Consider the following 25,910-nt stretch of genomic DNA (forward strand, 5'->3'; position numbering starts at 1 on the left):
CCCCCGCAAGGCAGTGCGACGGGGTTTGACAACGCACAAAAACCCACACAGCAAAGGGTGTTTCGCCTGGACAACCCTATTTGGCGCCCGGAGGGCCTCCGTATAGACTGCTTCCTTCGCACCGACAACAAGACACCAGCAAAAGGAAACAGCGATGAAGCAATGGCAAACACTGTGGGCTGGCCTGGCACTGGCCCTTTCCGTGGGCGGCACCTCCCACGCCCAGATCCTGATCGGCCAGACTGCCGGGTTCTCCGGCCAGGTGGCAGCCGGGGTGAAAGAGACCACAGACGGTGCCCGGCTGTACATCGACGCTATTAACGCCAAGGGCGGTGTGAACGGCCAGAAGATTGAGCTCACCTCACTCGACGACAAGTTCGACCCCAAGCTGGCTGCCGAAAACGCGCGCAAGCTGATCGAGGAGCAGAACGTAGTGGCCATGTTCCTTACTCGCGGCACGCCGCACACCGAGGCCATCATTCCGCTGCTCGAAAAACACGGGGTGGCGCTGGTGGCGCCCTCCACGGGCGCCATGGTGCTGCACCAACCAGTGCGCAAGTACATCTTCAATGTGCGGGCCACCTACCAGCGTGAAGCCGAGAAGGCCATGACCCACCTGGCCTCCATGGGCATGACGCGTATTGCCGTGGTGTATGCAGACGACAGCTTTGGCGCCGACGGCGTCGCGGGCGCACAAAAGGGCCTTGCGGGCGCCAAGCTCAAGCCTGTGGTGCTGGAAAAGTTCGACCGAGCCAAGCCAGATTTCTCCCCCATCGCCGCCAAGATTGCCAAGGCAGACACCCAATCCGTGCTGATCATCGCCTCGGGATCGACGGTGGTGGAGGCCAGCAATGCGTTCCGTACCGCAGGCTCTGCTGCACAGGTCGTGACGCTCTCCAACAACGCCTCGGGCGGCTTTATCAAGAGCCTGGGCGCCAACGCGCGCGGAGTGATCGTGACCCAGGTCTACCCCAACGAACGCGCCGTGACCTACCCCATGGTCAAGGAGGCCCAGGAGCTGGCCAAGGCCAAGGGCCTGACGGAAATCAGCCCCGCCACGCTGGAAGGCTTTGCTGCCGCCAAGGTGCTGGTAGAAGGCCTCAAACGCGCGGGCCCCAAACCCGGTCGCGACAAGATCCATGCCGCGCTGGAGACCATCAAGAAGCTAGACCTGGGCGGCCTGGAGGTGAGCTACGGCCCCGACGACCACACGGGGCTGGACTTCGCGGACCTGTCCATCATCGGCACGGACGGTAAGTTTAGGCGGTGACACCCCCAGGTTTGGCAGCACCTTCATGGGGCGCTGCCAGACCCCGCCATCTACACTTTTTTCAGTTGCTCCGCCGATGGCCTTGCCTACACTCTGGCACTCCATAAGCAAGAGACAACCCATGAAGACTGTGGGCCGGTGCAGCACGCTCTGCCCCTGTTTATCGCCCTCGGGATCGGCACCACGCACGCCTGGCTGCTCATAGGCCAGACCGTCGGCATCACCGGCTCGGCCGCCGCAGCGGTCGCCGAATCCATGCAGGGCGCGGCCCTGTACATCGACCACGTCAATGCCAAAGGCGGCGTGGGCGGTCAGAAGGTCGAAGTGATTTCGCTGGACGACAAGTTCGCCCCCAAGCTCACACTGCAGAACACCAAGACGCTGATCGAAGAAAAGGGCGTGATCGGCCTGTTCATGACACGCGGCACACCCCACACGCAGGGCATCATGCCGCTGCTGGAGCAGCACGGCGTGCCGCTGGTGGGCCCCTCCACCGGGGCCATGGTGCTGCACCAGCCCGTGCCCAAGTACATCTTCAACGTGCGGGCCCCCTACCAGCGCGAGGTGGAAAAGGCCATCACCCACCTCAACACCCTGGGCATCAAGCGCATTGGTGTGGTGCATGTGGACGACACCTTTGGTGCTGACGGCCTCGCGGGAGCGCTATCCGGCTTCAAGACCAACCAGCTGGACGCGCTTTTTATCGAGAAGTTTGACCGCGCCAAGCCCGACTACAGCGCGATCGCGCCCCGGGTGGCGCAAAAGCAGCCGCAGGCCGTGGTCTCCATTGGCACCGGGGCGGCGGTGGTAGAGGGCATCAAGGCACTGCGTGCTGCAGGTGTCACCGGGCAGATCGTCACCCTGTCCAACAATGCCTCGGGCGGCTTCGTGAAACTGCTGGGCGACCAGGCCCGGGGCGTGGTCGTCACGCAGGTTTATCCGTCTGAGCGCTCGCTCAACTACCCCGTCGTCAAGGAGGCGATGGAGCTGGCACGGGCCAAGAACATTTCCGACCTCACCCCCGCCATGGTGGAGGGTTTTGTGAGCGCCAAGGTGCTGCTGGAAGGCATCAAGCGCGCAGGCCCCAAGCCTGACCGCGCCAAGCTGCACGCCGGGCTGGAGAGCATCAAGAAATGGGATCTGGGCGGGGTGGAGCTGAGCTACAGCCCCACCGACCACAGTGGCCTGGTGTTTGCCGATCTGTCCATCATTGGCAGTGACGGCCGCTTCAAGCGCTGAGCCGCAGGAGCACTGAAGCGCGGAGGCCGCTGGCGCTTGGCGCAGCAGCACCCAAAAAAGAAAGCCCGGGGCTGACGCACCGGGCTTTTTTGCATCGCACCACCACAGGTGGCGGGGCGCCCTAGCGGCGCCTGCAGGCCACAAGGTTGAACGCTTACTGGGCGCTGGCTGGAGCGGCAGGCGCAGCAGCAGGAGCCACAACGGCAGCAGGTGCGGGTGCGGCCGCACTGGCAGGAGCCTCTGGCGCATGCACTGCATCGGCGCCGTGTTTTTCACCGCCCATGTCGGCCTTGTCGCCCGCCACGATGATCACGTACATCGACAGCGCTGCAAACAGAACGAAGCCAACAACAATCTTCCACATAAAAATCTCCTTGGGTCCTTGGGAATGGGTTTGTTCAATCAAGGGGCCTGGCAGTCGCGCAGGGTTATCGGTTGTACTGGTGCGCAGCCCAAGCCCCTTGATGGAACACAGGGCCCGCCCCTTGCGGGTTGGGCCCTGCACACCGGTGGGTGCCGACCGGCAACCCCGCAGGGTCACCGGTCGGCCATCACGGATCAGTCGTTGGCGTAGATGTCCACGTCCTTGGTTTCCTTGATGAACAGGCCACCAATCACCACCGTGGCACCGGCGATGATGATGGGGTACCACAGGCCGTTGTACATGTTGCCGGTCTGGGCCACGATGGCAAACGCCGTGGTGGGCAGCAGGCCGCCGAACCAGCCGTTACCGATGTGGTACGGCAGGGACATGGACGTGTAGCGGATGCGGGTGGGGAACATTTCCACCAGCATGGCGGCGATGGGGCCGTACACCATGGTCACCAGCAGCACCAGGTAGACCAGGATCGCGATGACCATGACCTTGTCGATGCGGGCGGGGTCTGCCTTGGTGGGGTAGCCAGCGGCCTTGAGCGCATCGGCCACGGCCTTCTTGAACTCGCCGTCCTTCTTCTTGGCTTCGTCAGCGGGCAGGCCCTTGCTGGTGTAACCGGTGATGGAGGTCTCACCGATCTTGATCACGGCGGGGGCGCCTGCCGCAGCGGGGGCGTTTTCGTAGCTCACCGAAGCGGCGGCCAGCACCTGCTTGGCGATGTCGCACGAGCTGGTGAACTTGACGGTGCCAGTGGGGTTGAACTGGAACGAGCACTCGTTGGCGTCAGCAACCACCACGACCTTGTTCTTGGCCTGGGCTTCAGCCAGCGCGGGGTTGGCCGCCTTGGTCAGGGCACCGAACACGGGGAAGTAGGTCAGCGCAGCCAGCAGGCAGCCAGCCAGGATGATGGGCTTGCGGCCGATCTTGTCCGACAGCGAACCGAACAGGATGAAGAAGGGCGTACCAATCAGCAGCGAGATGGCCACAAAGATGTTGGCGGTAGCGCCATCGACCTTCAGTGCCTGCGTCAGGAAGAACAGTGCGTAGAACTGGCCCGAGTACCACACCACGGCCTGGCCAGCCGTCAGGCCCACCAAAGCCAGGATCACGATCTTGAGGTTCTTCCACTCGCCGAAGGATTCCTTCAGGGGGGCCTTGGAGGTCTTGCCCTCGGCCTTCATCTTCTGGAATGCGGGCGATTCGTTCATGGCCAGGCGGATCCACACCGAGATGGCCAGCAGCACGATCGACACGATGAACGGCACGCGCCAGCCCCAGTCGGCAAAGGCCTCTTCACCGATGACGGTGCGGGTGCCCAGGATCACCATCAGCGACAGGAAAAGACCCAGCGTGGCCGTGGTCTGGATCCAGGCGGTGTAGGCGCCGCGTTTGCCGTGCGGGGCATGCTCGGCCACATAGGTGGCAGCGCCGCCGTACTCACCGCCCAGGGCCAGGCCCTGCAGCAGGCGCAGCACGATCAGGATGATGGGAGCGGCCACACCAATCGACGCATAGGTCGGCAGGATACCCACGATGAAGGTGGACAAGCCCATGATCAGGATGGTCACCAGGAAGGTGTACTTGCGGCCGATCATGTCGCCCAGGCGGCCGAAGAAGATGGCGCCGAACGGACGGACGATGAAGCCCGCCGCAAACGCCAGCAGCGCGAAGATGAAGGCCGAGCCGGCATCCAGACCGCTGAAGAACTGCTTGGCGATGATGGCCGCGAGCGAGCCGTAGAGGTAAAAGTCGTACCACTCGAAAACAGTGCCGAGCGACGAAGCGAAGATAACCTTCCTCTCTTCGGGCGTCATCGGCCGCGGTGCGGGATGGACTGTAGCCATGGTGAATGTCTCCTGTTGGTTATTCAGACCGCACTGCGGCGGGCTGTACGCATTCTTGGAGATTGCACTGACCACGCTCTGACGCGAAACCAACAAGAGCTTTCATCAAACTGACCGCTCTCTGACAACTTAGGGTGAAACCCGCAGCACCCCTTTCAGCATCCGGAAACAGCTCAGGACTTCGCGGGTAAACCCGATGGGAGCTGGCTGACAGCATTCCAGTCCGGGCCATCAAACCATGCGTCTCCATCCAGGTAGGCGCGCAGCATGGGCAGGCTGTCGAGCCCCCAGAAAATCTTGCCGTCCACCACAAATGCGGGCACGCCAAACACACCCGCCGCCTGCGCGGCCTCGGTGTTGGCGCGCAGCAGCGCCTTGGGGCCGTCGCTGTGCGTGTCCTGCCCCGGGCGGATCTGCTCGCTCAGCTCGGTCGCCAGCACGGCCAGGCGCTCGGCATCCAGCGCGTCGTGCCCGCCCTGCCACACATGGCGTAGCACGGTGCCCGCCACAAAGCGGTTGATGGAGCCATCGTCGCTGCAGGCCAGCGCCTGGCGCAGCAGCGGCAGCGGGCTGAACGGGTGGCGCGCGGGCATTTGCAGCGGCGTGCCCTGCGCGTGGCCCAGCCAGGTCACGTGGCGGTAGGTCCAGTCGCGCTTGGGTGCAATGCCCGCCGGGCCGGGGTTGGCATGCTGCTGCAGCAACGCGCCCAGCAGCACCGGCTGGTAGGCCACGCTGTAGCTCAGGCCCTCCAGCGCCTCGGGCAGGCGTTCAAACGCCAGCCACGCGTAGGGCGAGACAAAGTCCAGGTAGAAGGTGATGTGCTTCATGTCAGCTCTCCATGTCATTGCACGGCGACCCACCGTGCATAAAACGGGCGCGGCCCGGGCGAAGGCAGCCGCGCCGCGCTGGCTGCGTCCCCCTCCCCTGCCCGCATTGCGCTGCCACGCGAGAGCGGGGGGAAGCGGCGCCGCCGCTCAAGGGTGTGCCTCAGGGCGGATGCCTGCGCGGCCCAGCAACTGCTCCCAGATGCCCCGGCGTAGGCTGCCATCGGCGCGCGACCAGAGGCGGATCTCGTCCAGCGTGCGAAAGCAGCCTTCGCAGTGGCTGCGATCGAGCGACATGCGGCACACCGAGATGCAGGGCGAGGGCACCGGCTCAGCATTTTCATGATCAAAATGGCCGTCTGCGCGCAACTGAATTGCCTTAGCAGCTAGCAAATCAATAGCATTCATACCACCACCGGGGCCTGGACCACATCCACCACCGGGGCGCCCGTCAGCCGCTGCAGGTCGCTGGGGTGCAGCGCAAACACGCCATGTGGGTGCCCTGCGGCCGCCCACACCACCTCAAAGCGCAGCAGGTCCTGGTCGATGAGCGTGACGGGCGGCGTGGCGTGCGCCACGGGCGACACACCGCCGATGGAAAAGCCCGTGCGGCTTTTCACGAAGTCGGCGTCGGCCCGGCCGATCTTGCCGCCCACATGGGCCTCGACCTTTTTTTCGTCCACACGCCGGTCGCCCGAGGTGACCACCAGCACGGCCACATCGTCGCTCTTGCGGCGGAAGATGATGCTCTTGGCGATCTGCCCCACGGCGATGCCCAGCGCATCGGCCGCCTGCTGCGCGGTGCGCGCAGCGTCGTCCAGCATCTGCGGGCGGTGGGGGTGGCCCAGGGATTCGAGCGCCGCAGCCACGCGCTGCACGCCCTCGGGCAGGTTTTTCACTTCAGCTCCACACACGGTTGTTTTCTCCTGCGCCCGGCGGGTTCACCCGGCGCGTTTGGTGAGCAGCGCATTGGCCGCCCGGGAATTGGGTTTGCGGTCCAGGAAGCCACTGATGTAGGCCCCTGCATCGATGAGCTTATCAAGGTCAATGCCCGTCTCTATGCCCATGCCCTGCAGCATATAGACCACGTCTTCGGTGGCCACATTGCCCGTGGCGCCCTTGGCATAGGGGCAGCCGCCCAGCCCGGCCACAGATGACTGGTAGTTCCACACGCCCAGCTCCAGCGCAGCCAGCGTGTTGGACAGCGCCTGGCCGTAGGTGTCGTGGAAGTGGCCCGACACCTCGTCGATGCCAAAGTGCTGCAGCGTGGCCTCCAGCGCCTTCTGCACCTTGCGCGGAGTGCCCACGCCGATGGTGTCGGCCACGTCCACGCGCTGCACGCCAATGCCTTTAAGCAGGCCCGCGAGGTAGGCCACGCGCTCGGGGGCAATGTCGCCTTCGTACGGGCAGCCCACGGTGCAGCTCATGGCGCCGCGCACGCGGATGCCAGCGGCCAGCGCGGCCTGCACCACGGGCGCAAAACGCTCGATGCTTTCAGCAATGCTGCAGTTGATGTTGCGCTGGCTGAAAGCCTCGCTGGCGGAGCCGAAGACGACGATCTCGTCGGGTTTATCCAGCACGGCCGCCTCAAAGCCCTTGAGATTGGGCGTGAGCACCGAATACGCCACACCGCTCTGGCGCGTGATGCCTTCCATCACCTCATGGTTGTCAGCCATCTGCGGCACCCACTTCGGACTCACGTAGCTGGTGACCTCGATCTCTTGCAGGCCCGCCTGCTGCAGGCGGTGCACCAGCTCGATCTTGACAGCGGCAGGCACCGGCGTCTTTTCATTCTGCAGGCCGTCGCGGGGGCCCACATCAATGAGGCGCACGCGGGGGGGGATGGAGGAGGTCATGGGAATCCTGATACAAAAAAAGGCGCGGGTTCAATACCCCCGCGCCGGGTTGACAATGCCCGCCACGGCCTCGCCCCGCTGCAGCGCGGCGATCTTGCGCGCAATCTGGGCAATGCTCTCGTCGCGTAGCGTGCGCGCCGAGGTGTGGGGGGTGAGGGTGATGCGCGGCTGGTTCCAGAACGCGTGGCCTGCGGGCAGCGGCTCGGTGCGGAACACATCCAGCGTGGCGCCCGCCACATGGCCGCTGGCGATGGCGGCCAGCAGGTCTTCGTCCACTAGGTGCGCGCCGCGCGCTACGTTGATCACGTAGGCGCCGGGCTGCAGGCGGGCCAGCGTGTCCTTGTTGATCACGTCGGCCGTCTCGGGCGTGAGCGGAAGCAGGTTGACCAGCACCCGGCTCGCGGCCAGGAAGTCGTTGAACTGCTCTGCCCCGCTGAAGGCCCGCACGCCCTCGATGGCCTTGGGGCTGCGGCTCCAGCCGTTGATGGGGAAGTCGAACTGCGCAAGCGCCTTGGCCACCCGTTCGCCCAGCACACCCAGCCCCATCACGCCGATGGGGTAGTCGCTGCGCAGGCGCGGCTTGCGGTAGCCCCAGCGGCCCGCCGCCATGTCGGCCTCGTAGCCATCGAACTCGCGGAAGTGGCGGATGACTGCGTGGCACACGTACTCGGCCATCTGCACGGCCATGCCCGCGTCATCCAGCCGCACCACCAGCGCGCCCGGTGGCAGGCGCAGCTTGAGCAACGCATCCACGCCCGCACCGATGTTGAACAGGGCCTTGAGCCCCGGCTGCTCGTCCATGAACTGCTGGGGCGGCACCCAGACCACGGCGCAATCGGCCTGCGGTGCGCCGGGTTGCCAAACGGAAATATCAGCGCCGGGCAGCGCGGCGGCCAGGCCCTGCAGCCAGGGTTCGGCCTTGGTGTCGGTACAGCAAAAGGTGATTTTCATGGCGGCTTAGGGTAACGGCATTGCACCCTGCGCGCTGTCACGCGCGGGGTGCCCCCGCCAAGCTCATGCCTTCTCGGCGGCCGCCAGCTTGAGCAGTTCGGCTCCCTCAGTCACCTGGTCACCGGGCGCGTAGAGCAGCTCCTGCACCACACCATCGGCCGGTGCGGCAATGGTGTGCTCCATCTTCATGGCTTCCATCACCGCCAGCGGCTGGCCCTTGGCCACTTGGTCGCCCGCCTTCACGGCAAACGACACCACCTTGCCGGGCATGGGGGCCGTCAGGCGCCCGCCTTCGGCCGCGACCTCGCCCGCGTGGGCCAGCAGGTCGATGGCGGTGATCTGCGTGGCGCCACGCGGGGTAAAGACATGGTCCACCTCGCCCTGCGCATACACGGCGGCGCGGGTGCGCTGGCCAGCAAACTGCAGCTCGATGCCATCGGCCTGTGCGGCAAACACCAGCGGCCCGGCCACGGCGGTTCCACCCTCGCCCACGGCCAGATGCAAACTGCCACCGCGCTCGTACGTGAGCCAGGCCTTGGCATGCTCGCCGCCAAACTCGAACTCAAAGCGGCGCTGCACCACGCCATGGGTGTGGAAGCCGTCGCGGCGGCTGAACGGGTCCACGCCTTCGCTGGCGCGCTCCTTCAGCAGCGTTTGCGCCACCGCAGCGGCAGCGGCCAACGGCAAGCCCACCGGCTCCTGGTGGAACAGCACGGCCTGCTCGCGCGGGATGAGCGCGGTGTCGAGCTGGGCGCTGGCAAATGCCTCGGTGCGCGCCACGCGGCGCAAAAACTGCACGTTGGTCGCCAGGCCCACGATGTGGGTCTGCGCCAGCGCTTCATCGAGCCGCGCCAACGCCTGTTCGCGCGTGTCGCCATGCACGATGAGCTTGGCCACCATGGAGTCGTAGAACGGACTGATCGCATCGCCCTGGCGCACGCCGGAATCGACGCGCACCGCGCCGCGTTCAAACGTCACGCAATCGGGCAGCGCATACACGTTGAGCGCGCCGGTGGCGGGCAAGAAGTTGTTGTCGGGGTTCTCGGCGCAGATACGGGCTTCGATGGCATGGCCGGTGATGCGCAGGTCTTGCTGCTGCAGCGGCAGCGGCTCGCCCGAGGCCACACGCAGCTGCCACTCCACCAGGTCCAGGCCGGTGATGGCCTCGGTCACCGGGTGTTCCACCTGCAGGCGGGTGTTCATCTCCATGAAGTAGAACTTCATCTGGTCGGGCCGCTCGTAGCCGCCGGGCTGCTCCACGATGAACTCCACCGTGCCTGCGCCCACGTAGTTCACCGCCTTGGCGGCGGCCACGGCGGCCTCGCCCATCTGTGCACGCAGCGCAGGCGTCATGCCGGGGGCGGGGGCTTCTTCCAGCACCTTCTGGTGGCGGCGCTGCACGGAGCAGTCGCGCTCGAACAGGTAGACGCAGTTGCCATGCGTATCGCCAAACACCTGGATCTCGATGTGGCGGGGGCGCTGCACGTATTTTTCGACCAGCACCGCATCGTCGCCAAAGCTGTTGATGGCCTCGCGCTTGCAGGATTCGAGCGCGGCGGCGAAGTCCTCGCTCTTGTCCACCGCGCGCATGCCCTTGCCACCGCCGCCCGCGCTGGCCTTGATGAGAACGGGGTAGCCAATGCGGTCGGCCTCGCGCTGCAGCAGGGCCGGGTCCTGGTCGCTGCCGTGGTAGCCGGGCACCAAGGGCACACCGGCCTTTTCCATGAGCTGTTTGGACTCAGCCTTGAGCCCCATGTCCTTGATGGCCGAAGCGGGTGGGCCAATGAACACCAAGCCGGCCGCCGCGCAAGCCTGTGCGAAGTCTTCGTTCTCGCTCAGGAAGCCGTAGCCGGGGTGGATGGCCTGTGCGCCTGTGGATTTGGCTGCCTCGATGATGCGCTCCCAGCGCAGGTAGCTGTCCTTGGGCGCACTGCCGCCAATGTGCACGGCCTCGTCGCACACGGCGACATGTTTGGCGTTGGCGTCGGCGTCGGAATACACGGCGACGGTCTTCACGCCCAGGCGCTGGGCCGTGGCGGCGACACGGCAAGCGATCTCACCGCGATTGGCAATCAGGATTTTTGTAAACATTTACGCCACCTTGGCAGAACCAGAAAAGAAAGAGGAAAGGCGCCGCACCACGGCGCGCAGAAACTTGAACAGCACCACCAGCAGCAGCACCGACACGGCCACCATCACCACCAGCGCCACACCAAACGCCACCGGGTACTGCGTGGCCAGCCACACCACGGCGACTACCAGCCCGTCTTCAAAGAACGACAGCCCCCAGTTGGAAAACGGCTCGGGCGAGGTATTCACGGCGGCCCGCGTGGTCATCTTGGTGGCCAGGGCCGTCGCAGAGAGCGAGCCCCCCAGCAACCCCGCCACCACAGCCATGGTGGCGTTGTCGGCGCCAAACACTCCGTACGCCAGGGCCGCGCCCGCGGGCACACGGATGAAGGCGTGCACGGCGTCCCAGGCGCTGTCTACCCAGGGCACCTTGTCGGCAAAAAACTCCACCAGCAGCATGAAGCCGCTGACCATCAGCACCAGTGGGTGCTGCAGCATGGCCAGGCCGGGTGGCAGTGGCATCCAGCCCAGCACGCCCATCATGCCGACCAGGAACACCACGGCATACAAACGAAAGCCGCTGGCCCAGCCCAGGGCGGCGGCCAGGGCCAGCAGGCTGGGCATGTCGAGTTGGGCAGTCGCCGTGGCCGCAGCATCGCCCACGGCGCGCGCGGTGCCGCCGTCCACATGCAACCCCAGCGTGTGGAGCCACTGCACGATGTTGAACCAGAGGGTATCCATGGCCTGTAGGTACCGCGCAATCAGCCCAACCAGTTGGGCTTGCGCTTATTCAGGAAGGACTGCACGCCTTCCTTGCCTTCATCGCTGGCGCGGATGTCGGCAATGCCCTGCACGGTGGCGGCGATCAGGTCCGCGTTGATTTCGCGCTCGGCGACTTGAAGCACCAGCTTCTTGCAGGCTCGCACGGCGTTGGGGCTCGCGCTGGTAAGGGCCTTGAGCAGTTCATCCACCTTGGCGTCGAGCTGGTCGGCTGCTACCACCTCGTGCACGAAGCCGATGCGCAGCGCATCAAACGCATCAAAGCGCTCGGCCGTCAGGAAGTAGCGGTGCGCAGCCCGCGCGCCCATGGCACGGATCACATAGGGGCTGATGGTGGCGGGGATGAGCCCCAGCTTCACTTCGCTGAGGCAAAAGCCTGCGGTGTCCACCGCCACAGCCATGTCGCACGCGGCGACCAGGCCCATGCCGCCAGCGTACACATCGCCCTGCACGCGGGCCACCGTGGGCTTGGGGCATTCATAGATCACGCGCAGCATCTCGGCCAGCTTGCCCGCGTCGGCGATATTCTCATCGCGCGTGTAGTCGGCCATGCGGCGCATCCAGTTGAGGTTGGCTCCCGCGCAAAAGGCGGGGCCCTCTGCAGCCAACACCACGGCGCGCACATCGGGGCGACCGCCCACGTCTGTGAAGGCGGCGGTCATCTCGGCGATGACCTCATCGCTGAAGGCATTGCGCACCTCGGGCTGGGTGAGCGCGATGCGCGCCACTGCGCCGGACTGGGTGATGGAAAGGTTCTGGCTGTTCATGGCTTGGACGGGTTTTGCAAGAAGTAGACAAGATCCAGCTCGGGACTGGGCTGACCCAGGGCAGTCAATGCGGCAGTGAGCTGCCCCCGGTGGTGTGTTCCGTGGTTGAACACATGGGCCAGGGTGGCCGCAAACGGCAGCGATGCCGCCGTGCCGCGCATGGTGGTGTAGTCCAGCGTGCCGCCCCAGCGGTCGGGCGAGAAGGACGCAATCAGCGGCGCCCAGCGGGCAGCCCCCTCGCGCAGGCGGGTGTCCAGCTGAGCACGGTCGGGCTCCACCTCGGCGTCCAGCGTCACCGTGGGTGAGCGGCCTTCGGCAAACCGCACGAACCACAGCAGCTGCTCGCCCACAAGCAGATGGTTGAGCGTGCCATGGATGCTTTTGAAGTACAGCCCCACATCACGCCGGTAGTCCGCATCGGGCAGCGCACCCACGGCGCCCAGCAAGCGCGCCGTGGCCCACACGTTGTAGCCTGCTAGCAGCTCGAAGTGCGCCGTCCAGCTTGGGCTCATGGCGCAGTGCGGGTGGTCAGCACCCGGCTCCAGAAAACATCGAGAGCGGCCAATGACTTGGCACGTGCTTCGGGGTTGCCGCCCTGGTGCACGCCCTGTGAGGAGGTGCCGTTGGGCACATCCGCACGCAGGCGCACCGGGGTCGTGCCGTCAAAGCCGTGGTAGCTGCCTTCGTAGACCTGCACCGTGATGTCATCGCCACCGCCGCGCGCCTGCAGACTGCGCGCAAATTCCACGCAGGGCTGGGCAGGTGTCCAGTCGTCCAGAGCGCCCAGCAGCATCAGCAGCGGAACAGTCTCCAGCGCCGCCTGGCGCTTGGCCAGCGGGCCACAGCCGGGGTAGAAAACGGCGGCCCCGGCGATGGCGGGCTCGCCAGGCTCGGGGTGGGTGCGGCGGTGCTCCAGCAAGTTCAATGCAGTGGTCGCACCATTGGACCAGCCCAGCACTCCGATGCTGCGCGTGTCCACCTGCGGCTGGGCCGCCAGCCAGGCCAGCGCCGCACGCGCGTCCTGCACACGCTGTGCCACGTCCACGCTGCGATCGCGGTAACGGGTCTGGCAGATGTCACGCAGGCCGCGCGAACCGAAGCTGTCGGGCATCAACACGGCGTAGCCTGCGGCGTGCAGCCGGTCGGCCGTCTCGCGATAGCGTGCGGCCAGACCACCGCTCCGGGCATACAGCCCACCACAGCCATGCAGCGCAAGCACAGCCGGGCGACGCTCCGCGCCCTCTGCGGGCAGCCAGTGCGCGCGCAGCACCACGCCGGAGGGCAGCGGCGGCAGCTCCACGCGCTGCAACGCGGGTGCGGCCATGGCGCCCACAGCAACCCACCCGAGGGCAGCAGCGGGCAACATGCGACGAAGGAATACGGCGAGCATGGCGGTGTGCTGGAGACCGTTCGGGACTACATCCGAAAGATGCCGAACTTAGTGTCTTCGATCGGCGCATTGCGCGTGGCCGACAGGCCCAGCGCCAGCACGCGGCGCGTGTCGGCCGGGTCGATCACACCGTCATCCCACAGACGCGCCGTGGCGTAGTAAGGGTGGCCCTGGTCTTCGTACTGGCGGCGGATGGGGGCCTTGAAGGCTTCTTCTTCCTCCATGCTCCACTGGCCGCCCTTGGCCTCGATGCCGTCGCGCTTGACGGTGGCGAGCACGCTGGCGGCCTGCTCGCCGCCCATCACGCTGATGCGCGCGTTGGGCCACATCCAGAGAAAGCGGGGGCTGTACGCGCGGCCGCACATGCCGTAGTTGCCCGCGCCAAAGCTGCCGCCGATGATGATGGTGAACTTCGGAACACTCGCCGTGGCCACGGCCGTGACCAGCTTGGCGCCGTGGCGGGCGATGCCTTCATTTTCGTATTTGCGGCCGACCATGAAGCCGGTGATGTTCTGCAGGAACACCAGCGGGATCTTGCGCTGGCAGCACAGCTCGATGAAGTGCGCGCCTTTTTGCGCACTCTCGCTGAACAGGATGCCGTTGTTGGCAATGATGCCCACGGGCATGCCTTCGATGCGCGCAAAGCCGCACACCAGGGTGCTGCCAAAGCGGGCCTTGAACTCGTCGAACTCGCTGCCGTCCACCACGCGCGCGATGATCTCGCGCACATCAAAGGGCTTGCGCGTGTCCACCGGGATCACGCCATACAGCTCTTCCGCTACAAATTTAGGAGCTACCGGGACTTGATCAGCGGGCGCAGGGGCCTTGTTTCTATTCAGATTGCGCACCGCCGTGCGTGCCAGCTGCAGCGCATGCAGGTCGTTTTGCGCCAGGTGGTCGGCCACACCCGACAGGCGCGTGTGCACGTCGCCACCGCCCAGGTCTTCGGCGCTCACCACCTCGCCCGTGGCGGCCTTCACCAGCGGCGGGCCGCCCAGAAAGATCGTGCCCTGGTTCTTGACGATGATGGACTCATCGCTCATGGCGGGCACGTAGGCGCCGCCTGCCGTGCAGCTGCCCATCACCACCGCAATCTGCGCAATGCCCTGGGCGCTCATGTTGGCCTGGTTGAAGAAGATGCGGCCGAAGTGGTCGCGGTCGGGAAACACGTCGTCCTGGTTGGGCAGGTTGGCGCCGCCGGAGTCCACCAGGTAAATGCAGGGCAGGCGGTTCTGCGCGGCCACCTCTTGGGCACGCAAGTGCTTCTTCACCGTCATGTGGTAGTAGGTGCCGCCCTTCACCGTGGCGTCGTTGCACACGATCATGCAGTCCACCCCGCTCACGCGGCCGATGCCTGCGATCAGGCCCGCGCCGGGCGCGTCGTTGTTGTACATGTTCAGCGCCGCCAGCGGGGCCAGCTCCAGAAAGGGCGTGCCCGGGTCGAGCAGGTTGGCCACGCGCTCGCGCGGCAGCAGCTTGCCGCGTGCGGTGTGTTTGGCGCGGGCTGCCTCGCCGCCGCCCTGGGCGATCTTGTCCTGCTGGGCGCGCAGATCATGGACCAGCGCGCGCATGGCGGTGGCGTTGGTCTGGAAGTCCGCCGAGCGGGCATTGAGTTGGGTGTCGAGAATGGTCATACGTTCTTGCTCTCTCAAGCGGTTTTCTGTTCTTCCAGGCCCAGCTGGTCTTTCATCTCGTCGCGGATCTTGAACTTCTGGATCTTGCCCGTCACCGTCATCGGAAAGCTGGTGACAAAGCGGATGTAGCGCGGCACCTTGTAGTGCGCGATCTGGCCCTTGCAGAAGGCGCGGATGTCATCCTCGGCGGGCTGGGTGCCCGGCTTGGCGATGATCCATGCGCAGAGTTCCTCGCCGTACTTCTGGTCGGGCACGCCCACCACCTGCACGTCCTGCACCTGGGGGTGACGGTACAAGAATTCTTCGATCTCGCGCGGGTAGATGTTCTCGCCGCCGCGGATCACCATGTCCTTGATGCGGCCCACGATGTTCACATAGCCCTCGGCGTCCATGGTGGCCAGGTCGCCGGTGTGCATCCAGCCGCCCTCATCGATGGCTTCGCGCGTCTTGGCTTCGTCGCCCCAGTAGCCGTGCATCACCGAATAGCCCTTGGTGCAGAACTCGCCGCGCTGGCCGATGGGCACCACCGCGCCCGTGTCCGGGTCCACGATCTTGACCTCCAGGTGCGGCTGCACCTGGCCCACGGTCGATACGCGCTTGTCCAGCGGCGTGTCGGTGCTGCTCTGGCAGCTCACGGGGCTGGTCTCGGTCATGCCGTAGGCGATGGTGATCTCGCGCAGGTTCATCTGCTCCACCACGCGCTTCATCACTTCGGTGGGGCACGGCGATCCGGCCATGATGCCGGTGCGCAGGGTGCTGAGGTTGAAATCGGCAAAACGCGGGTGGTCCAGCTCGGCGATGAACATGGTGGGCACGCCGTGCAGGCCGGTGCAGCGTTCGTCCTGCACCGTCTGCAGCACCGTGAGCGGGTCAAACCCGTCGTTGGGGTAGACGATGGTCGCGCCGTGCGTGAAGCAGGCCAGGTTGCCCAGCACCATGCCAAAGCAGTGGTACAGCGGCACAGGGATGCACAGCCGGTCTGCGGGCGTGAGCTTCATGCACTCGCCGATGAAGAAGCCGTTGTTCAGGATGTTGCGGTGCGTGAGCGTGGCGCCCTTGGGGAAGCCCGTGGTGCCGCTGGTGAACTGGATGTTGATGGGGTCGGTGGCCTGGAGGCCCGCCGCCACCTGCGCCAGGCGCGGGTCGGCCGCGTTGCCGCGCGCAATCAGCTCGGTAAAGCGCAACAGACCGGGCTCGTCGGCACCCTGCCCTGCTTCGTCATCAATCCACACCACCGTCTTCAGCTGCGGCAACTTGGCCGCTTGCAGGTGGCCCGGCTGCTGGCCCTGCCACTCGGGCGCCAGCTCGCGCAGCATGCCCAGGTAGTCACTGGTCTTGAAGCGCGCCATGCTCACCAGCAGCTTGCAGCCCACCTTGTTCAGCGCGTACTCCACCTCGGCCGTGCGGTAGGCGGGGTTGATGTTGACCAGCACCAAGCCCACCTGCGCGGTGGCCAGCTGCATCAGCACCCATTCGGCGTTGTTGTGCGACCAGATGCCCACGCGGTCGCCGGGCGTGAGCCCCATGCCCAGCAGCGCACTGGCCAGGCGGTGGGCTTCGGTCTGCAATTGGGCATAGGTGTAGCGGCGGCCCTGGTGCACGCTCACCAGCGCCTCGCGCTCGGGCTGGCGGGCCACCATGTCGGCAAAAAAGGCGCCGATGGTCTGCTCGATCAGGGGAACGTCGGTGGCGCCACGGGCGTGGCTATCCACCAGCGGTGCGGAGTTCGTTGCGGCTGCGCTGCTCGTCACGGGTGTTGTCTCCTCGGCTCTGTCATTCGGCCCTGCGCCGCAAGAAGATGCGGGCGGGCGATCCGTAAGCATAGAAGCCTGAACCCCTGGCGGGTGGACACAATGGTTGCAAATCGTGCCATGGCTGGCACACTCTGCGGCGTGAAACCGTCCACCCCACCCGCCCACCGCTTGCCCGCGCCCGCCACAGCCCCCGCCGCCACGCCCATAGCCTTTGTGCGCGCCATTGCCCTGGCCTACGAACGGCGCGGCCTGAGCCCCGAACGCGCCCTGGCACAGGCACAGATTGCGCCGCAGTTGCTGCAGGACGACAACGCCCGCATCACCGCCTGGCAGATGGAGCAGATCTCCGACGCCGCCATGCAGGAGCTGGACGATGAGGCCCTGGGCTGGTTCAGCCGCCGCCTGCCCTGGGGCAGCTACGGCATGCTGGCGCGCGCCAGCATCAGCTCGCCCACGCTGCAGGTGGCCCTGGCCCGCTGGTGCCGCCACCATGGGCTGCTGACGGACGACATTGCACTGCAGCTGACCACCGAGGGGGACACTGCAACCCTGCGCATCACCGAGGCCCGCGACCTGGGCGTGCTGCGCGAGTTCTGCCTGGTGTCGGTGCTGCGCAACGCCCACGGCCTGGCCTGCTGGATGGTGGACTCGCGCATCCCCCTCATCGCCGCCGAATTCGCATTTGATGCGCCGCCACATGCCGATGCCTACGCCGTGCTGTTCCGTGGCCCCGTCACCTTCCACGCGCCGCGCACCGCCATCCACTTCGACGCCCGCTACCTGCACCTGCCCCTGCGCCGCGACGAACAGGCCCTGCGCCAGATGCTGCAGCACGCCCTGCCCCTGACGGTGCTGCACTACCGCCGCGACCGCCTGCTGGTGCAGCGCGTGCGCCAGCTGCTGGCCGCGCCCCTGCCGGGGCAACCGGCCCACGCCCTGCCCCAGCACAGCGCCGAATCGCTGGCCGCGCTGCTGCATGTGTCACCTCGCACGCTGCACCGGCAGCTGAAGGAAGAAGGCGCCACGCTGCAGGGGTTGAAGGATGACGTGCGCCGCACCCGCGCGGTGGAGCTGCTGCACCGCACGCAACGGCCCATCAAACAGGTGGCCGAGGCGGCGGGGTTTGAGAACGAGAAGAGTTTTATCCGGGCGTTTCGCGGGTGGACGGGGCAGTCGCCGGCGGAGTTTAGAAAAGTAGCAAGATAAGACAACGAACCATCAAATACCGCGCCCCAGAGACCAACTTCAGCCACCAGAAATGCGGCAGAGACTCCAGCACGGACCGTCTTGGCAGGAGCAGATTCCACCGTTAACGTCACTCGAATATGAAATCATCGCCTGTACCAAACCATCCGGGTCACACCGAACTTCTAGTAGAAAAAGGCACGGATCGCCTCTTCTCCACGCTACAAACGTATCTCGTACTGAACGCGTGTTTCGCCAAAGGTTTTTTACCCCCTGAAGAGTGGGGGCCGGGTGACTGGTTTTTTTACCAGTGCAAGGCCTACGGCCCATTCGAAGTCCGGCTACCTTTGGTGGGCCCGATCGAGAATGCAAAACTTGGGCTTGAGGCGAATTATGTGAAGTTGACGTTGACGCCGTGGACACCCAGACCGGATTCACCGTTGTCGGAGCCGAATGTCCACGCCTATGTATTCAAGATGATTTTTCCGATCTTCACGGAGTTTTATGAAAATCATCTCGTTGAGATCCAGAGGTGCTTTGGTGAGGCTGCAGCGAAGTGGCCGCCAATCTGGCAGTTTGCGCGCGTTGTGCGAAACGCTATGGCCCATGGATCACGCATCAACTTCAAGAATCCAAATGCCGTGCCAGTAAGCTGGAAAGGTCTTAGCTATGGGCCGGCACAGAACGGCCGGAACATCTTCGGTACTGACATTGAGGTCGGAGACATTCTTGTGTTGATGTTTTTTATGTCCGCTACTTTCGACGCCATCGACATCGCCAACAAATTGCGCGGACTTTGACGCAACCCCACCCATGCTCCACCTCCACCACTGCATCAGCGCCCGCTCCTTCCGCCCCCTGTGGATGCTCGAAGAATTGCAACTCCCCTACCAGCTCCACATGCTGCCCTTCCCGCCGCGCGCCAAGGCGCGGTGGTTTCTGGACGAGAACCCGCTGGGCACGGTGCCCCTGCTGGTGCAAGGCGATGTGCGCATGACCGAATCGGCGGCCATGTGCCAGTACCTCGCGGCCACACACCCCGACGCGGGGCTGGATGTGGCGCCCACGCACCCGGCGTATGGGGCGTACCTGAACTGGCTGCACATGAGCGATGCCACCCTGACTTTTCCGCAGACACTGGTGCTGCGCTATGGCCGCTTTGAGCCTGCAGAGCGCAAGCAGCCGCAGGTGGTGGAGGACTACAGCCGCTGGTTCCTGGCCCGGCTGCGGGCGGTGGAAACGGCCCTGACCCACAGCGGCAGCGACCATCTGTGCGCAGGCCGCTTCACGGCGGCGGATGTGGCGGTGGGGTATGCATTGCTGCTGGCGCAGCACCTGGGGCTGGCGCCGCAGTTTGGGCCCGCTACGCAAGCGTATTGGCAGCGGCTGCAGCAGCGGCCGGGCTACCAGCGCGCGATGGAGGCGCAGGTGCGGGCGGCAGAGGAACAGGGCGTGCCCACGACCCCGGCGCCGGATACGCGGCCCTGAGCGCCCCTGAGCGCGCGCCCTTACTCCTTGGCCTGCAGCCCCGCAGGCGGCGCCGGGCGCAGCAGCGATTGCACCAGCGCACGGAACTCCGGCGAGTGGCGCAGCACGCTGCCACCGGCCTCGATGAGGTCGGTGACTTCTTCCGATGTGATGGAAAACGCGGTGGGCACCTGCAGCAGGCGGCGGCGGGCGATGTCGTCGGGGGCGTCGCGCAGGTTGACGGGGATCACGTGGATCTCGGCATCCGGTGCGAACACGTCGCCGCTGCCGGGTGAGCCAGTGGCGAGCGACTGCTGCCACTGCCGCGTGATGTCGCGCAAAAACTCCTGCGTTTCGCGCGTGGCGCGGGCGCCGGTGCCAAACAGCAGGGCATCCACCACCTGCGCCATGTTGGGCACCTTGTCGCTCTGGCTGATGTCCACCGAGGGGTCGCGCTCGGCGTTCACGGTGATCAGCACCAGCTTGCGGATGGTGCGGGGCGGTATGCCCACCTCGCTGAAGGTCTGGCGCAGGCCGCCACCGGCCAGGGCGCGGTCGAGCAGGCGCTGCACGCCCAGGTTGTCGGCCAGGCCGCCGTCCACCAGGTGAATGTAGGGCTTGCGCTGTGCGTCGGTGTAGCTCAGCTCGTGCGCGCGGTACAGCCGGGCACGGTAGTCGCCGGTGGCGGCGCGGGCGCTGGCAGCCGAGGTGCTGCGGCGCTCGGGGCACTGGTGGGCGTAGTTCTTGAGCGTCATGGGGCTGAGCAGCAACGGCACGGCCGATGACGATGCCACGGCAAACGACAGCGGCACCTTGCGCAGGTCCGAGCAGATGAGCGAGAACTGCTCCCACGTGAACTCGAAGCCCGTGCCCAGCGACATGTCGGTGGCGGTGATGAACAGCTGCGGGTGGCGCGGGCGGCGCTCCACGTCGCCAAAGGTGAGGCCGCCATACAGCTCATCGAGCCGCCGCGCGAGCAGGTGGGTGCGGCCCAGCCAGGGCGAGGTGAGGTCGATGAGGTTGCCAGGCCGCAGCGCCTGGGTGATGAGGCTGTTCTGGAAGTTCTGGCGCAGAAACTCGTGCTCGAAGCGCGGCAGGCCGTCAATGCCATGCGCCGCAAAGTAAGCCGCCACGATGCTGCCGCCCGAGACGCCGCTCACCACATCGGTGGCGTCGAGCAAGGTGGTGGGGCTGCCGTTCCACACAAACCGCGTTTCCTGCATTTCGGTCAGCACGCCAAAGCCAAAGGCCGCAGCGCGCGCACCACCGCCCGACAGGGTCACGGCCACCAGGATGGAGGGATCACGCTCGGACTTGCGCACCGGGACGCTCTGGTCCTCGGGCGGCAGGGGTTCGTTGATCCAGGGCTTGACGGAGGAGCAGCCCGCCAGGGCCAGGGCGATCCCCAGCGCCGCCACCGTGCGCGCCGCGCGCCACACCCACAGCGTTTCGTTTGTTACGCGCATCGCCAGGCCCTCTTCTCTTGGGTGAGTGGTTGCGGAATCAGCAGCCCAGCAGGCCGGGCAATTCAGCCATGCTGCGGAACACCTGCACGGCACCGGCCGCGCGCAGCGCCTCGTCGCTGTCGCTGGCATCTCCGCCGTGGCCCAGCGGGGCATAGGCGTACACGGTGGCCCTGGCGGCCACGCCCGCCGTGACGCCGGTGACCGTGTCCTCGACCACAGCGCAGCGCGTGGGCGCCACCTGCAACGCAGCGGCAGCGGCCAGGTAGACATCGGGGGCGGGTTTGGTGGCGGGCATTTCGTGGCCGCTGAACACGCGGCCCGCAAAGTAGGTCGCCAGGCCCACCTTGGCCAGCTGCATCTCGACCTTGTAGCGGTCGGCCCCCGAGGCACAGGCGATGCGCCCGCCGTGGTGGGTGTGCACGCGGTCGATGGCGTCGTGCACATGCGCGATGGCGGTGAGCCGCTGCTCCAGCTCGGTATTGCGGCGCGCGTAGAAGTCGGCCATCCAGGCGTCGGTCAGCGGACGGCCGGTGTGGGCCTCGATGCGGGCCGCCTCGCTGCGCACGGTCTTGCCAACGAAGATGCGCATGCACTCTGCGGGCGTCAGGGCCCAGCCCGCTTCGTGGAGCATGTCGCGCAGCACACCGTTGGTGATGGGCTCGCTGTCTACCAGCACGCCGTCGCAGTCAAACAGGATCGCTTCAAATTTCATAGCTATAAAGGCATGATGGTCGCGCGCAGGCGGCCATTTTTTTTCAGATTTTTAGCCACGGATGTCGCCATCCACATAGAACCAGCGCCCACCTTCGCGCACAAAGCGGCTGGTTTCGTGCAGGCGCACGGCGCGGCCACCCAAGCGGTAGCGGGCGACAAACTCCACCTCGGCGCGGTCGTCGTCCGTGGGGCGGTGGCGGCGCACCTCCAGCCCCAGCCATTGGGCGCCGGGCTCAAAATCCAGTGCGGCCGGGCGCGTGCTGGGGTGCCAGGTGGCCTGCAGGTAGTCGGCCCGCTCACACACAAAGGCGGTGTAGCGTGAGCGCATGAGGCTCTCGGCATCGGGGGCGGCGGCCTCATCCCAGTGGTCTAGGTAGTGGCCACAGCAGTCTGCGTAAGGCAGCGCCCGGGCCTGCGCGCCTTTGCCAGGCGCGGCCTGGGGGCGCCCGCAGGGGCAAGGGTCGGTGCTCTTCATCAACGGCATGGGATCGCAGTGCAAAGGTGCATCGTCACTTCAGCGCACCGAAGACCTTGCGAGCGATGGCGCTGCCCGCACCGGCGGGGTTCTGGCGAATGCGGCGCTCTTCCTCACCGATCACGGTGTAGAGGCCATCCAGCGTTTTGCCCGTCACGTACTGCGCCAGGTTGGCCTCTTCGGGCTTGAGCAGGCCAAAGCTGGCGGCCTTGCCTGCAAAGGCGTTGTACTTCTGCGTGAGGCCGACCTTTTCCGTGGCCTCGTTCACCACGGGCAAAAAGCGCTGGCCCAGCGGTGCACGGGTCTTGTCGGCAAAAAAGGTGGTCACCGAGGTGTCACCGCCGGTGAGGATGTTCTTGGCATCGGTCACCGTCATGTTCTGCACGGCCCCCACCAGCAGATCCCGGCCCATGGGCACGGCGGCTTCTGCCGCGCGGTTGATGGAGACCACCAGCTCGTCGATGCGTTTGCCCTGGCCCAGGGACTTCATGACCTTGGCAGCATCCTCCAGGTAGCCGGGCAGGCCAATGCGCACCCTGGGGTTGCCCAGAAAACCGTCGGTGCGCCCCAGCAGCGACACCGCTGCCTGCGCGCCCTGCGACAAGGCGGCCTTGAGCCCGCTGGATGCGTCGGCGCTGGAGAGGTCGCCCAGCGACAGGGCCCAGGCCTGCTGCCAGGTGGCACCCAGCAGGGCCCCCAGGGCGCTGGTTTGGAGAAGGTGGCGGCGTTGCATGGCGGTGTTTCTTTCTGAGGGAGAGCAATGCCTGCGCGGCAGGCGATTGCGGTAGATTTTCGCTCAGCACCATAGACTGGCGAGCAAAAACACCCCTCTAACAACGAACCTGTTCAAAGGAGCCCTGCAATGTGGGATATGAATGTGCCGTGGTGGGAGTTTGTGCTACGCGGCGTGGTGGTCTACGTGTTTCTGCTGGTGTTCCTGCGCCTCACGGGCAAGCGGCAGACAGGGCAATACGCACCGTTCGATTTGGTGCTGCTGCTGATCCTGTCGAACGCAGTGCAGAACTCGATGAACGCGGGCGACAACTCGCTGGTGGGCGGGCTCATCTCTGCCGCCACACTCATCGGCTGCCATGTGGTGCTGGCGCAGCTGACCTTTCGTTTTGCGTGGATGGAGCGACTGATCGACGGCAGCCCGCAGGTGCTGGTGCAGCTGGGGCAGGTGAACACCCAGCTCATGCGCAAGGAGCTGCTCTCCACCGACGAGCTGGGGGCCGCGCTGCGCGCCAGCGGCTGCCTGCACCTGCACGAGGTGGAGCGGGCGACGATTGAAACCAACGGGCAGATCACGGTGGTGCAGCGGCGCCGGGGTGGCGGCTGATACCGGCCCCACCACAGCTTTCGTTCACGCGAAACCCCTCTTCGGTCGGGTTGCTGCCGCAGCGGGCAGCGCAAAAGATCAAGGCCTTTTGTTCTGGCGTTTTACGCCACCACCCGATCGGCCTATGACTTCCACCCTTGCCAGCGAAACCGCATCCGCCTCCCACCACGCCTACGCCCCCGCCCAGCCAGCAGCATGTTTTCCACGCCTGTCGGCACTGGGACTTGCCTTGATGGCCGCAGTGCTGTTGTCGGGGTGCGAAACCACCAACATGCGCATGGGCAGCGCCGATGCCAAGACCGTGACCACCGGCAGCGCGGCGGGCGCCGCCACAGATGCCGCCAGCAGCGAACTGGAGCGCTGCGAATCCTCCCTGGGCACGGTATCACTCATCGAAAACCAGCAGGCGGGGTGGTACACCATCCTGCGCGACCAGTACCGCCTGCCCCCCACCGCCAATCTGCTGCGGCTGCTGGTGCAGCAGTCCAACTGCTTCGTGGTGGTGGAGCGCGGCGCAGCTGGCATGAACGCCATGACCCGCGAGCGCAGCCTCATGCAGTCGGGCGAAATGCGCCAGGGCAGCAACTTTGGTCAGGGGCAGATGGTGGCCTCGGACTATGGGCTCTCGCCTGAAATCATCTTCCAGAACCACAACGCAGGCGGTGCGTCGGCCTCGCTGGGCGGCCTGGTCGGTGGGCGCGCGGGCGGGCTCCTCGCAGCCATCGGCGGCAGCCTGAACACCAAGGAGGCCAGCACCCTGCTCACCCTCATCGACAACCGCTCGGGCGTGCAGGTGGCGGCCTCGGAGGGCAGCGCAGCCAAGACCGACTTTGGCGCCATGGGCCAGTTGCTGGGCGGATCGGGCGGCGCACGCCTGGGCGGCTACTCCAACACTGCCGAGGGCAAGGTGATTGCCGCCGCCTTCATGGATGCGTTCAACCAGATGGTGCGTTCGCTGCGCAACTACAAGGCACAGACGGTGCGCGGCCAGGGCCTGGGTGGCGGCGGCCGCCTGGGGGTGGATGGCGCGGCGCCTCCATCACAGACTTCGGCACCGCGTGCGGCCGCAGGTGGTGCGGGTGGCGCCCCGGGCCTGGCGCTGAAGGACGCCCAGGCCCGGCTCAACGAGCTGGGCTACAACACGGGCGCGCCCGATGGGGCCATGGGCGGCAAAACGACGGCGGCGCTGCGCGCATTCCAGAAGGATCGAGGCCTCGCGCAGTCCGGCAGGCTCGATGGCGCCACGGCGCTGGAGCTGTCGAAGTAACCCCACAAGACGGACACAAAAAACGCCCGTCAAAGAGGCCGCCATCGCACTGTGCGATGGCGGCCTCTTTTATGCACAACGACGGCGCTGAAACGATCAATTCTGCGTGTAGCACCCCTTGTTGGGGATCACCACATCCAAATAGCTCTCCACGCTGGCCGCTGTAGGAAACACCGTGGGTGTCGAGTCCCCCAACAGGCACAGGTAAGGCCCTTTGCGCGCCCACACGGTGCGCGAGGTCAGCCCCGACAACTGGGCCCAGTTACCCCAGAAGGCAGTGGCGGAGGCGGTCGCCTCGGAGCGGTCAAAGGTGAAGCTGCCGCCCGCCCCAGGCTGGGTGGCCGTCACCGTGCCGGCCCCCGAGCAACTCGCGTCGGCATAGGTCACGCCGCCCAGCGTGACCGTGGCACGGGTGTCGCTCTGGCGCGAGATGCGCCACAACAAGCGGGTCCACCGGCCGGGGCCCGAGGGCGAGCACTGCTCATGCTTCCAGTCGCCCTCAGGCAGAGCTGCAGCAGCAGTTGTGCAGCGCACGTCCACCGTGGTCACATGCGCCGACCCCACGGTGCCCGTGCCGTTGGCCACGGTGCAGCTCTGCCCGCCAGGCTGGGTCTTCACCGTGACGGCGTAGGCAGTGCCACCAGCCTGCGCCGTGGCAAAGCTGAAGCCGCCGTTGGCCGCCACGCCCAGGTCGTCGCGTCCATTGTTCTGCAGCACCAGGCCACTGCCGGTGAGGCCCGTGACAGCACCGCCCACGGTGAAGGTGGCGGCGGCCAGGTTCTCGCAGCGCACCTGCACATTGCTCACGTCTGCCGTGGCGGTGCCTGTGCCCTGGGCCACGGTGCAGCGCTGGCCTGCGGGCTGTGCCTTGATGGTGACGGCGTAGGCCACGCCCCGGTCCATGCGGGTGTTGAACACAAAGTTGCCGTCGGTGCTGACCGTGAGGTCGTCGGTGCCCAGGTTCTGCAGAGTCACGGTCTTACCCGCCCCGAGGCCGGCCACGGCACCGCCCACCGTGAACACGCCCACGGCCGGAGGAGGCGTGCTGCCGTTGTTGTTGTCGTCGCCACCGCCACATGCCGCCAGCAGTGCTGCGGCCAGGCCAAGGGGGGGCCAGCGGAAAACGGGCCGTGCGGGGTGCCAGATGCGCTGTGCGTGGGTTGAAACCATGTGCGGAAACCTCCAGGGTGGTGAATGGAGGGCGGATTCTGTGCAGAGCAGCACGCGGCGTGGAACCCTACC

Annotated in this window: 26 protein-coding genes; 7 read left to right on the top strand and 19 right to left on the bottom strand. The window is 66.1% G+C overall.

The features are described 5' to 3' along the window. Positions 1-154 precede the first annotated feature (154 nt). Complete coding sequence (locus ACYZGB_RS12530; RefSeq protein ID WP_462388650.1) at positions 155-1,270, top strand: ABC transporter substrate-binding protein; 1,116 nt, start codon at positions 155-157, stop codon at positions 1,268-1,270. 138 nt (positions 1,271-1,408) lie between these two features. Further along, positions 1,409-2,509, top strand: a complete 1,101-nt coding sequence (locus tag ACYZGB_RS12535; protein WP_462388652.1) for an ABC transporter substrate-binding protein — start codon at positions 1,409-1,411, stop codon at positions 2,507-2,509. A 154-nt stretch (positions 2,510-2,663) separates the two neighbouring features. Here the strand turns inward: ACYZGB_RS12535 and ACYZGB_RS12540 are convergent, their stop codons facing one another. The 14 genes from ACYZGB_RS12540 to ACYZGB_RS12605 form a co-directional block, all read right to left on the bottom strand. Further along, positions 2,664-2,873: a hypothetical protein gene (locus tag ACYZGB_RS12540; RefSeq protein ID WP_462388653.1), complete on the bottom strand. Its 210-nt coding sequence runs from the start codon at positions 2,871-2,873 to the stop codon at positions 2,664-2,666. A 194-nt stretch (positions 2,874-3,067) separates the two neighbouring features. Continuing rightward, positions 3,068-4,729, bottom strand: a complete 1,662-nt coding sequence (locus ACYZGB_RS12545; protein WP_462388655.1) for an MFS transporter — start codon at positions 4,727-4,729, stop codon at positions 3,068-3,070. Between the two features lie 173 nt (positions 4,730-4,902). After that, complete coding sequence (locus ACYZGB_RS12550) at positions 4,903-5,556, bottom strand: 2-hydroxychromene-2-carboxylate isomerase (protein ID WP_462388657.1); 654 nt, start codon at positions 5,554-5,556, stop codon at positions 4,903-4,905. Positions 5,557-5,703: 147 nt separating this feature from the next. Next, positions 5,704-5,961, bottom strand: coding sequence for a DUF1289 domain-containing protein (locus tag ACYZGB_RS12555; RefSeq protein WP_462388659.1), 258 nt, complete (start codon positions 5,959-5,961; stop codon positions 5,704-5,706). Further along, positions 5,958-6,467, bottom strand: a complete 510-nt coding sequence (locus ACYZGB_RS12560; RefSeq protein WP_462388661.1) for a YbaK/EbsC family protein — start codon at positions 6,465-6,467, stop codon at positions 5,958-5,960. The genes ACYZGB_RS12555 and ACYZGB_RS12560 overlap by 4 nt, the downstream gene beginning before the upstream one ends. A gap of 27 nt (positions 6,468-6,494) precedes the next feature. Next, on the bottom strand, positions 6,495-7,409 hold the full coding sequence (locus ACYZGB_RS12565) for a hydroxymethylglutaryl-CoA lyase (RefSeq protein ID WP_462388662.1): 915 nt from the start codon (positions 7,407-7,409) through the stop codon (positions 6,495-6,497). Between the two features lie 30 nt (positions 7,410-7,439). Continuing rightward, complete coding sequence (locus ACYZGB_RS12570; protein ID WP_462388663.1) at positions 7,440-8,360, bottom strand: 2-hydroxyacid dehydrogenase; 921 nt, start codon at positions 8,358-8,360, stop codon at positions 7,440-7,442. 63 nt (positions 8,361-8,423) lie between these two features. Continuing rightward, positions 8,424-10,451, bottom strand: coding sequence for an acetyl/propionyl/methylcrotonyl-CoA carboxylase subunit alpha (locus tag ACYZGB_RS12575; protein ID WP_462388665.1), 2,028 nt, complete (start codon positions 10,449-10,451; stop codon positions 8,424-8,426). Beyond that, positions 10,452-11,171, bottom strand: coding sequence for a DUF4126 domain-containing protein (locus tag ACYZGB_RS12580; RefSeq protein WP_462388666.1), 720 nt, complete (start codon positions 11,169-11,171; stop codon positions 10,452-10,454). Positions 11,172-11,191: 20 nt separating this feature from the next. Beyond that, a complete protein-coding gene (locus ACYZGB_RS12585; protein WP_462388667.1) occupies positions 11,192-11,977 on the bottom strand; it encodes an enoyl-CoA hydratase/isomerase family protein in 786 nt (261 codons plus the stop codon). Further along, positions 11,974-12,489, bottom strand: coding sequence for a DinB family protein (locus ACYZGB_RS12590; RefSeq protein WP_462388669.1), 516 nt, complete (start codon positions 12,487-12,489; stop codon positions 11,974-11,976). Before ACYZGB_RS12590 ends, ACYZGB_RS12585 begins: the two co-directional genes overlap by 4 nt. After that, complete coding sequence (locus ACYZGB_RS12595) at positions 12,486-13,367, bottom strand: dienelactone hydrolase family protein (RefSeq protein WP_462388671.1); 882 nt, start codon at positions 13,365-13,367, stop codon at positions 12,486-12,488. Before ACYZGB_RS12595 ends, ACYZGB_RS12590 begins: the two co-directional genes overlap by 4 nt. A 26-nt stretch (positions 13,368-13,393) precedes the next feature. After that, the gene (locus ACYZGB_RS12600) at positions 13,394-15,001 is read right to left on the bottom strand and encodes a carboxyl transferase domain-containing protein (protein ID WP_462388672.1); all 1,608 of its coding nucleotides are present in this window, start codon (positions 14,999-15,001) and stop codon (positions 13,394-13,396) included. 14 nt (positions 15,002-15,015) lie between these two features. Next, a complete protein-coding gene (locus ACYZGB_RS12605; protein ID WP_462388674.1) occupies positions 15,016-16,752 on the bottom strand; it encodes an AMP-binding protein in 1,737 nt (578 codons plus the stop codon). A gap of 120 nt (positions 16,753-16,872) precedes the next feature. On the opposite strand from ACYZGB_RS12605, the gene ACYZGB_RS12610 reads away from it, so the two are divergent. The 3 genes from ACYZGB_RS12610 (at position 16,873) to ACYZGB_RS12620 (ending at position 19,428) form a co-directional block, all read left to right on the top strand. After that, the gene (locus ACYZGB_RS12610) at positions 16,873-17,961 is read left to right on the top strand and encodes an AraC family transcriptional regulator (RefSeq protein WP_462388676.1); all 1,089 of its coding nucleotides are present in this window, start codon (positions 16,873-16,875) and stop codon (positions 17,959-17,961) included. 119 nt (positions 17,962-18,080) lie between these two features. After that, positions 18,081-18,740: a hypothetical protein gene (locus tag ACYZGB_RS12615; RefSeq protein ID WP_462388677.1), complete on the top strand. Its 660-nt coding sequence runs from the start codon at positions 18,081-18,083 to the stop codon at positions 18,738-18,740. Positions 18,741-18,753: 13 nt separating this feature from the next. Continuing rightward, positions 18,754-19,428 carry a glutathione S-transferase family protein gene (locus ACYZGB_RS12620; protein ID WP_462388679.1) on the top strand — a complete coding sequence of 225 codons (675 nt, stop codon included), beginning with the start codon at positions 18,754-18,756 and terminating at the stop codon, positions 19,426-19,428. 20 nt (positions 19,429-19,448) lie between these two features. Here the strand turns inward: ACYZGB_RS12620 and ACYZGB_RS12625 are convergent, their stop codons facing one another. The 4 genes from ACYZGB_RS12625 to ACYZGB_RS12640 are packed head-to-tail and all read right to left on the bottom strand — an operon-like array spanning position 19,449 to position 22,795. Continuing rightward, positions 19,449-20,873, bottom strand: a complete 1,425-nt coding sequence (locus ACYZGB_RS12625; protein WP_462388680.1) for a patatin-like phospholipase family protein — start codon at positions 20,871-20,873, stop codon at positions 19,449-19,451. A gap of 37 nt (positions 20,874-20,910) precedes the next feature. Beyond that, positions 20,911-21,585 (bottom strand): HAD family hydrolase, encoded by a 675-nt coding sequence (locus ACYZGB_RS12630; protein WP_462388681.1) that lies wholly within the window; start codon positions 21,583-21,585, stop codon positions 20,911-20,913. Between the two features lie 51 nt (positions 21,586-21,636). Continuing rightward, positions 21,637-22,071 carry a YchJ family protein gene (locus tag ACYZGB_RS12635; RefSeq protein ID WP_462388683.1) on the bottom strand — a complete coding sequence of 145 codons (435 nt, stop codon included), beginning with the start codon at positions 22,069-22,071 and terminating at the stop codon, positions 21,637-21,639. A 25-nt stretch (positions 22,072-22,096) separates the two neighbouring features. Continuing rightward, positions 22,097-22,795, bottom strand: a complete 699-nt coding sequence (locus ACYZGB_RS12640) for a DUF4197 domain-containing protein (protein WP_462388684.1) — start codon at positions 22,793-22,795, stop codon at positions 22,097-22,099. A 129-nt stretch (positions 22,796-22,924) separates the two neighbouring features. Between ACYZGB_RS12640 and ACYZGB_RS12645 the strand changes: the two genes are divergently transcribed. Next, positions 22,925-23,401, top strand: coding sequence for a DUF421 domain-containing protein (locus ACYZGB_RS12645; RefSeq protein WP_462388686.1), 477 nt, complete (start codon positions 22,925-22,927; stop codon positions 23,399-23,401). A gap of 232 nt (positions 23,402-23,633) precedes the next feature. After that, on the top strand, positions 23,634-24,668 hold the full coding sequence (locus ACYZGB_RS12650) for a peptidoglycan-binding protein (RefSeq protein ID WP_462388708.1): 1,035 nt from the start codon (positions 23,634-23,636) through the stop codon (positions 24,666-24,668). A 96-nt stretch (positions 24,669-24,764) separates the two neighbouring features. Here the strand turns inward: ACYZGB_RS12650 and ACYZGB_RS12655 are convergent, their stop codons facing one another. Continuing rightward, positions 24,765-25,838 (bottom strand): hypothetical protein, encoded by a 1,074-nt coding sequence (locus ACYZGB_RS12655; RefSeq protein WP_462388688.1) that lies wholly within the window; start codon positions 25,836-25,838, stop codon positions 24,765-24,767. Positions 25,839-25,910 lie beyond the last annotated feature (72 nt).

The sequence above is a fragment of the Acidovorax sp. Q11 genome, from assembly GCF_054950075.1.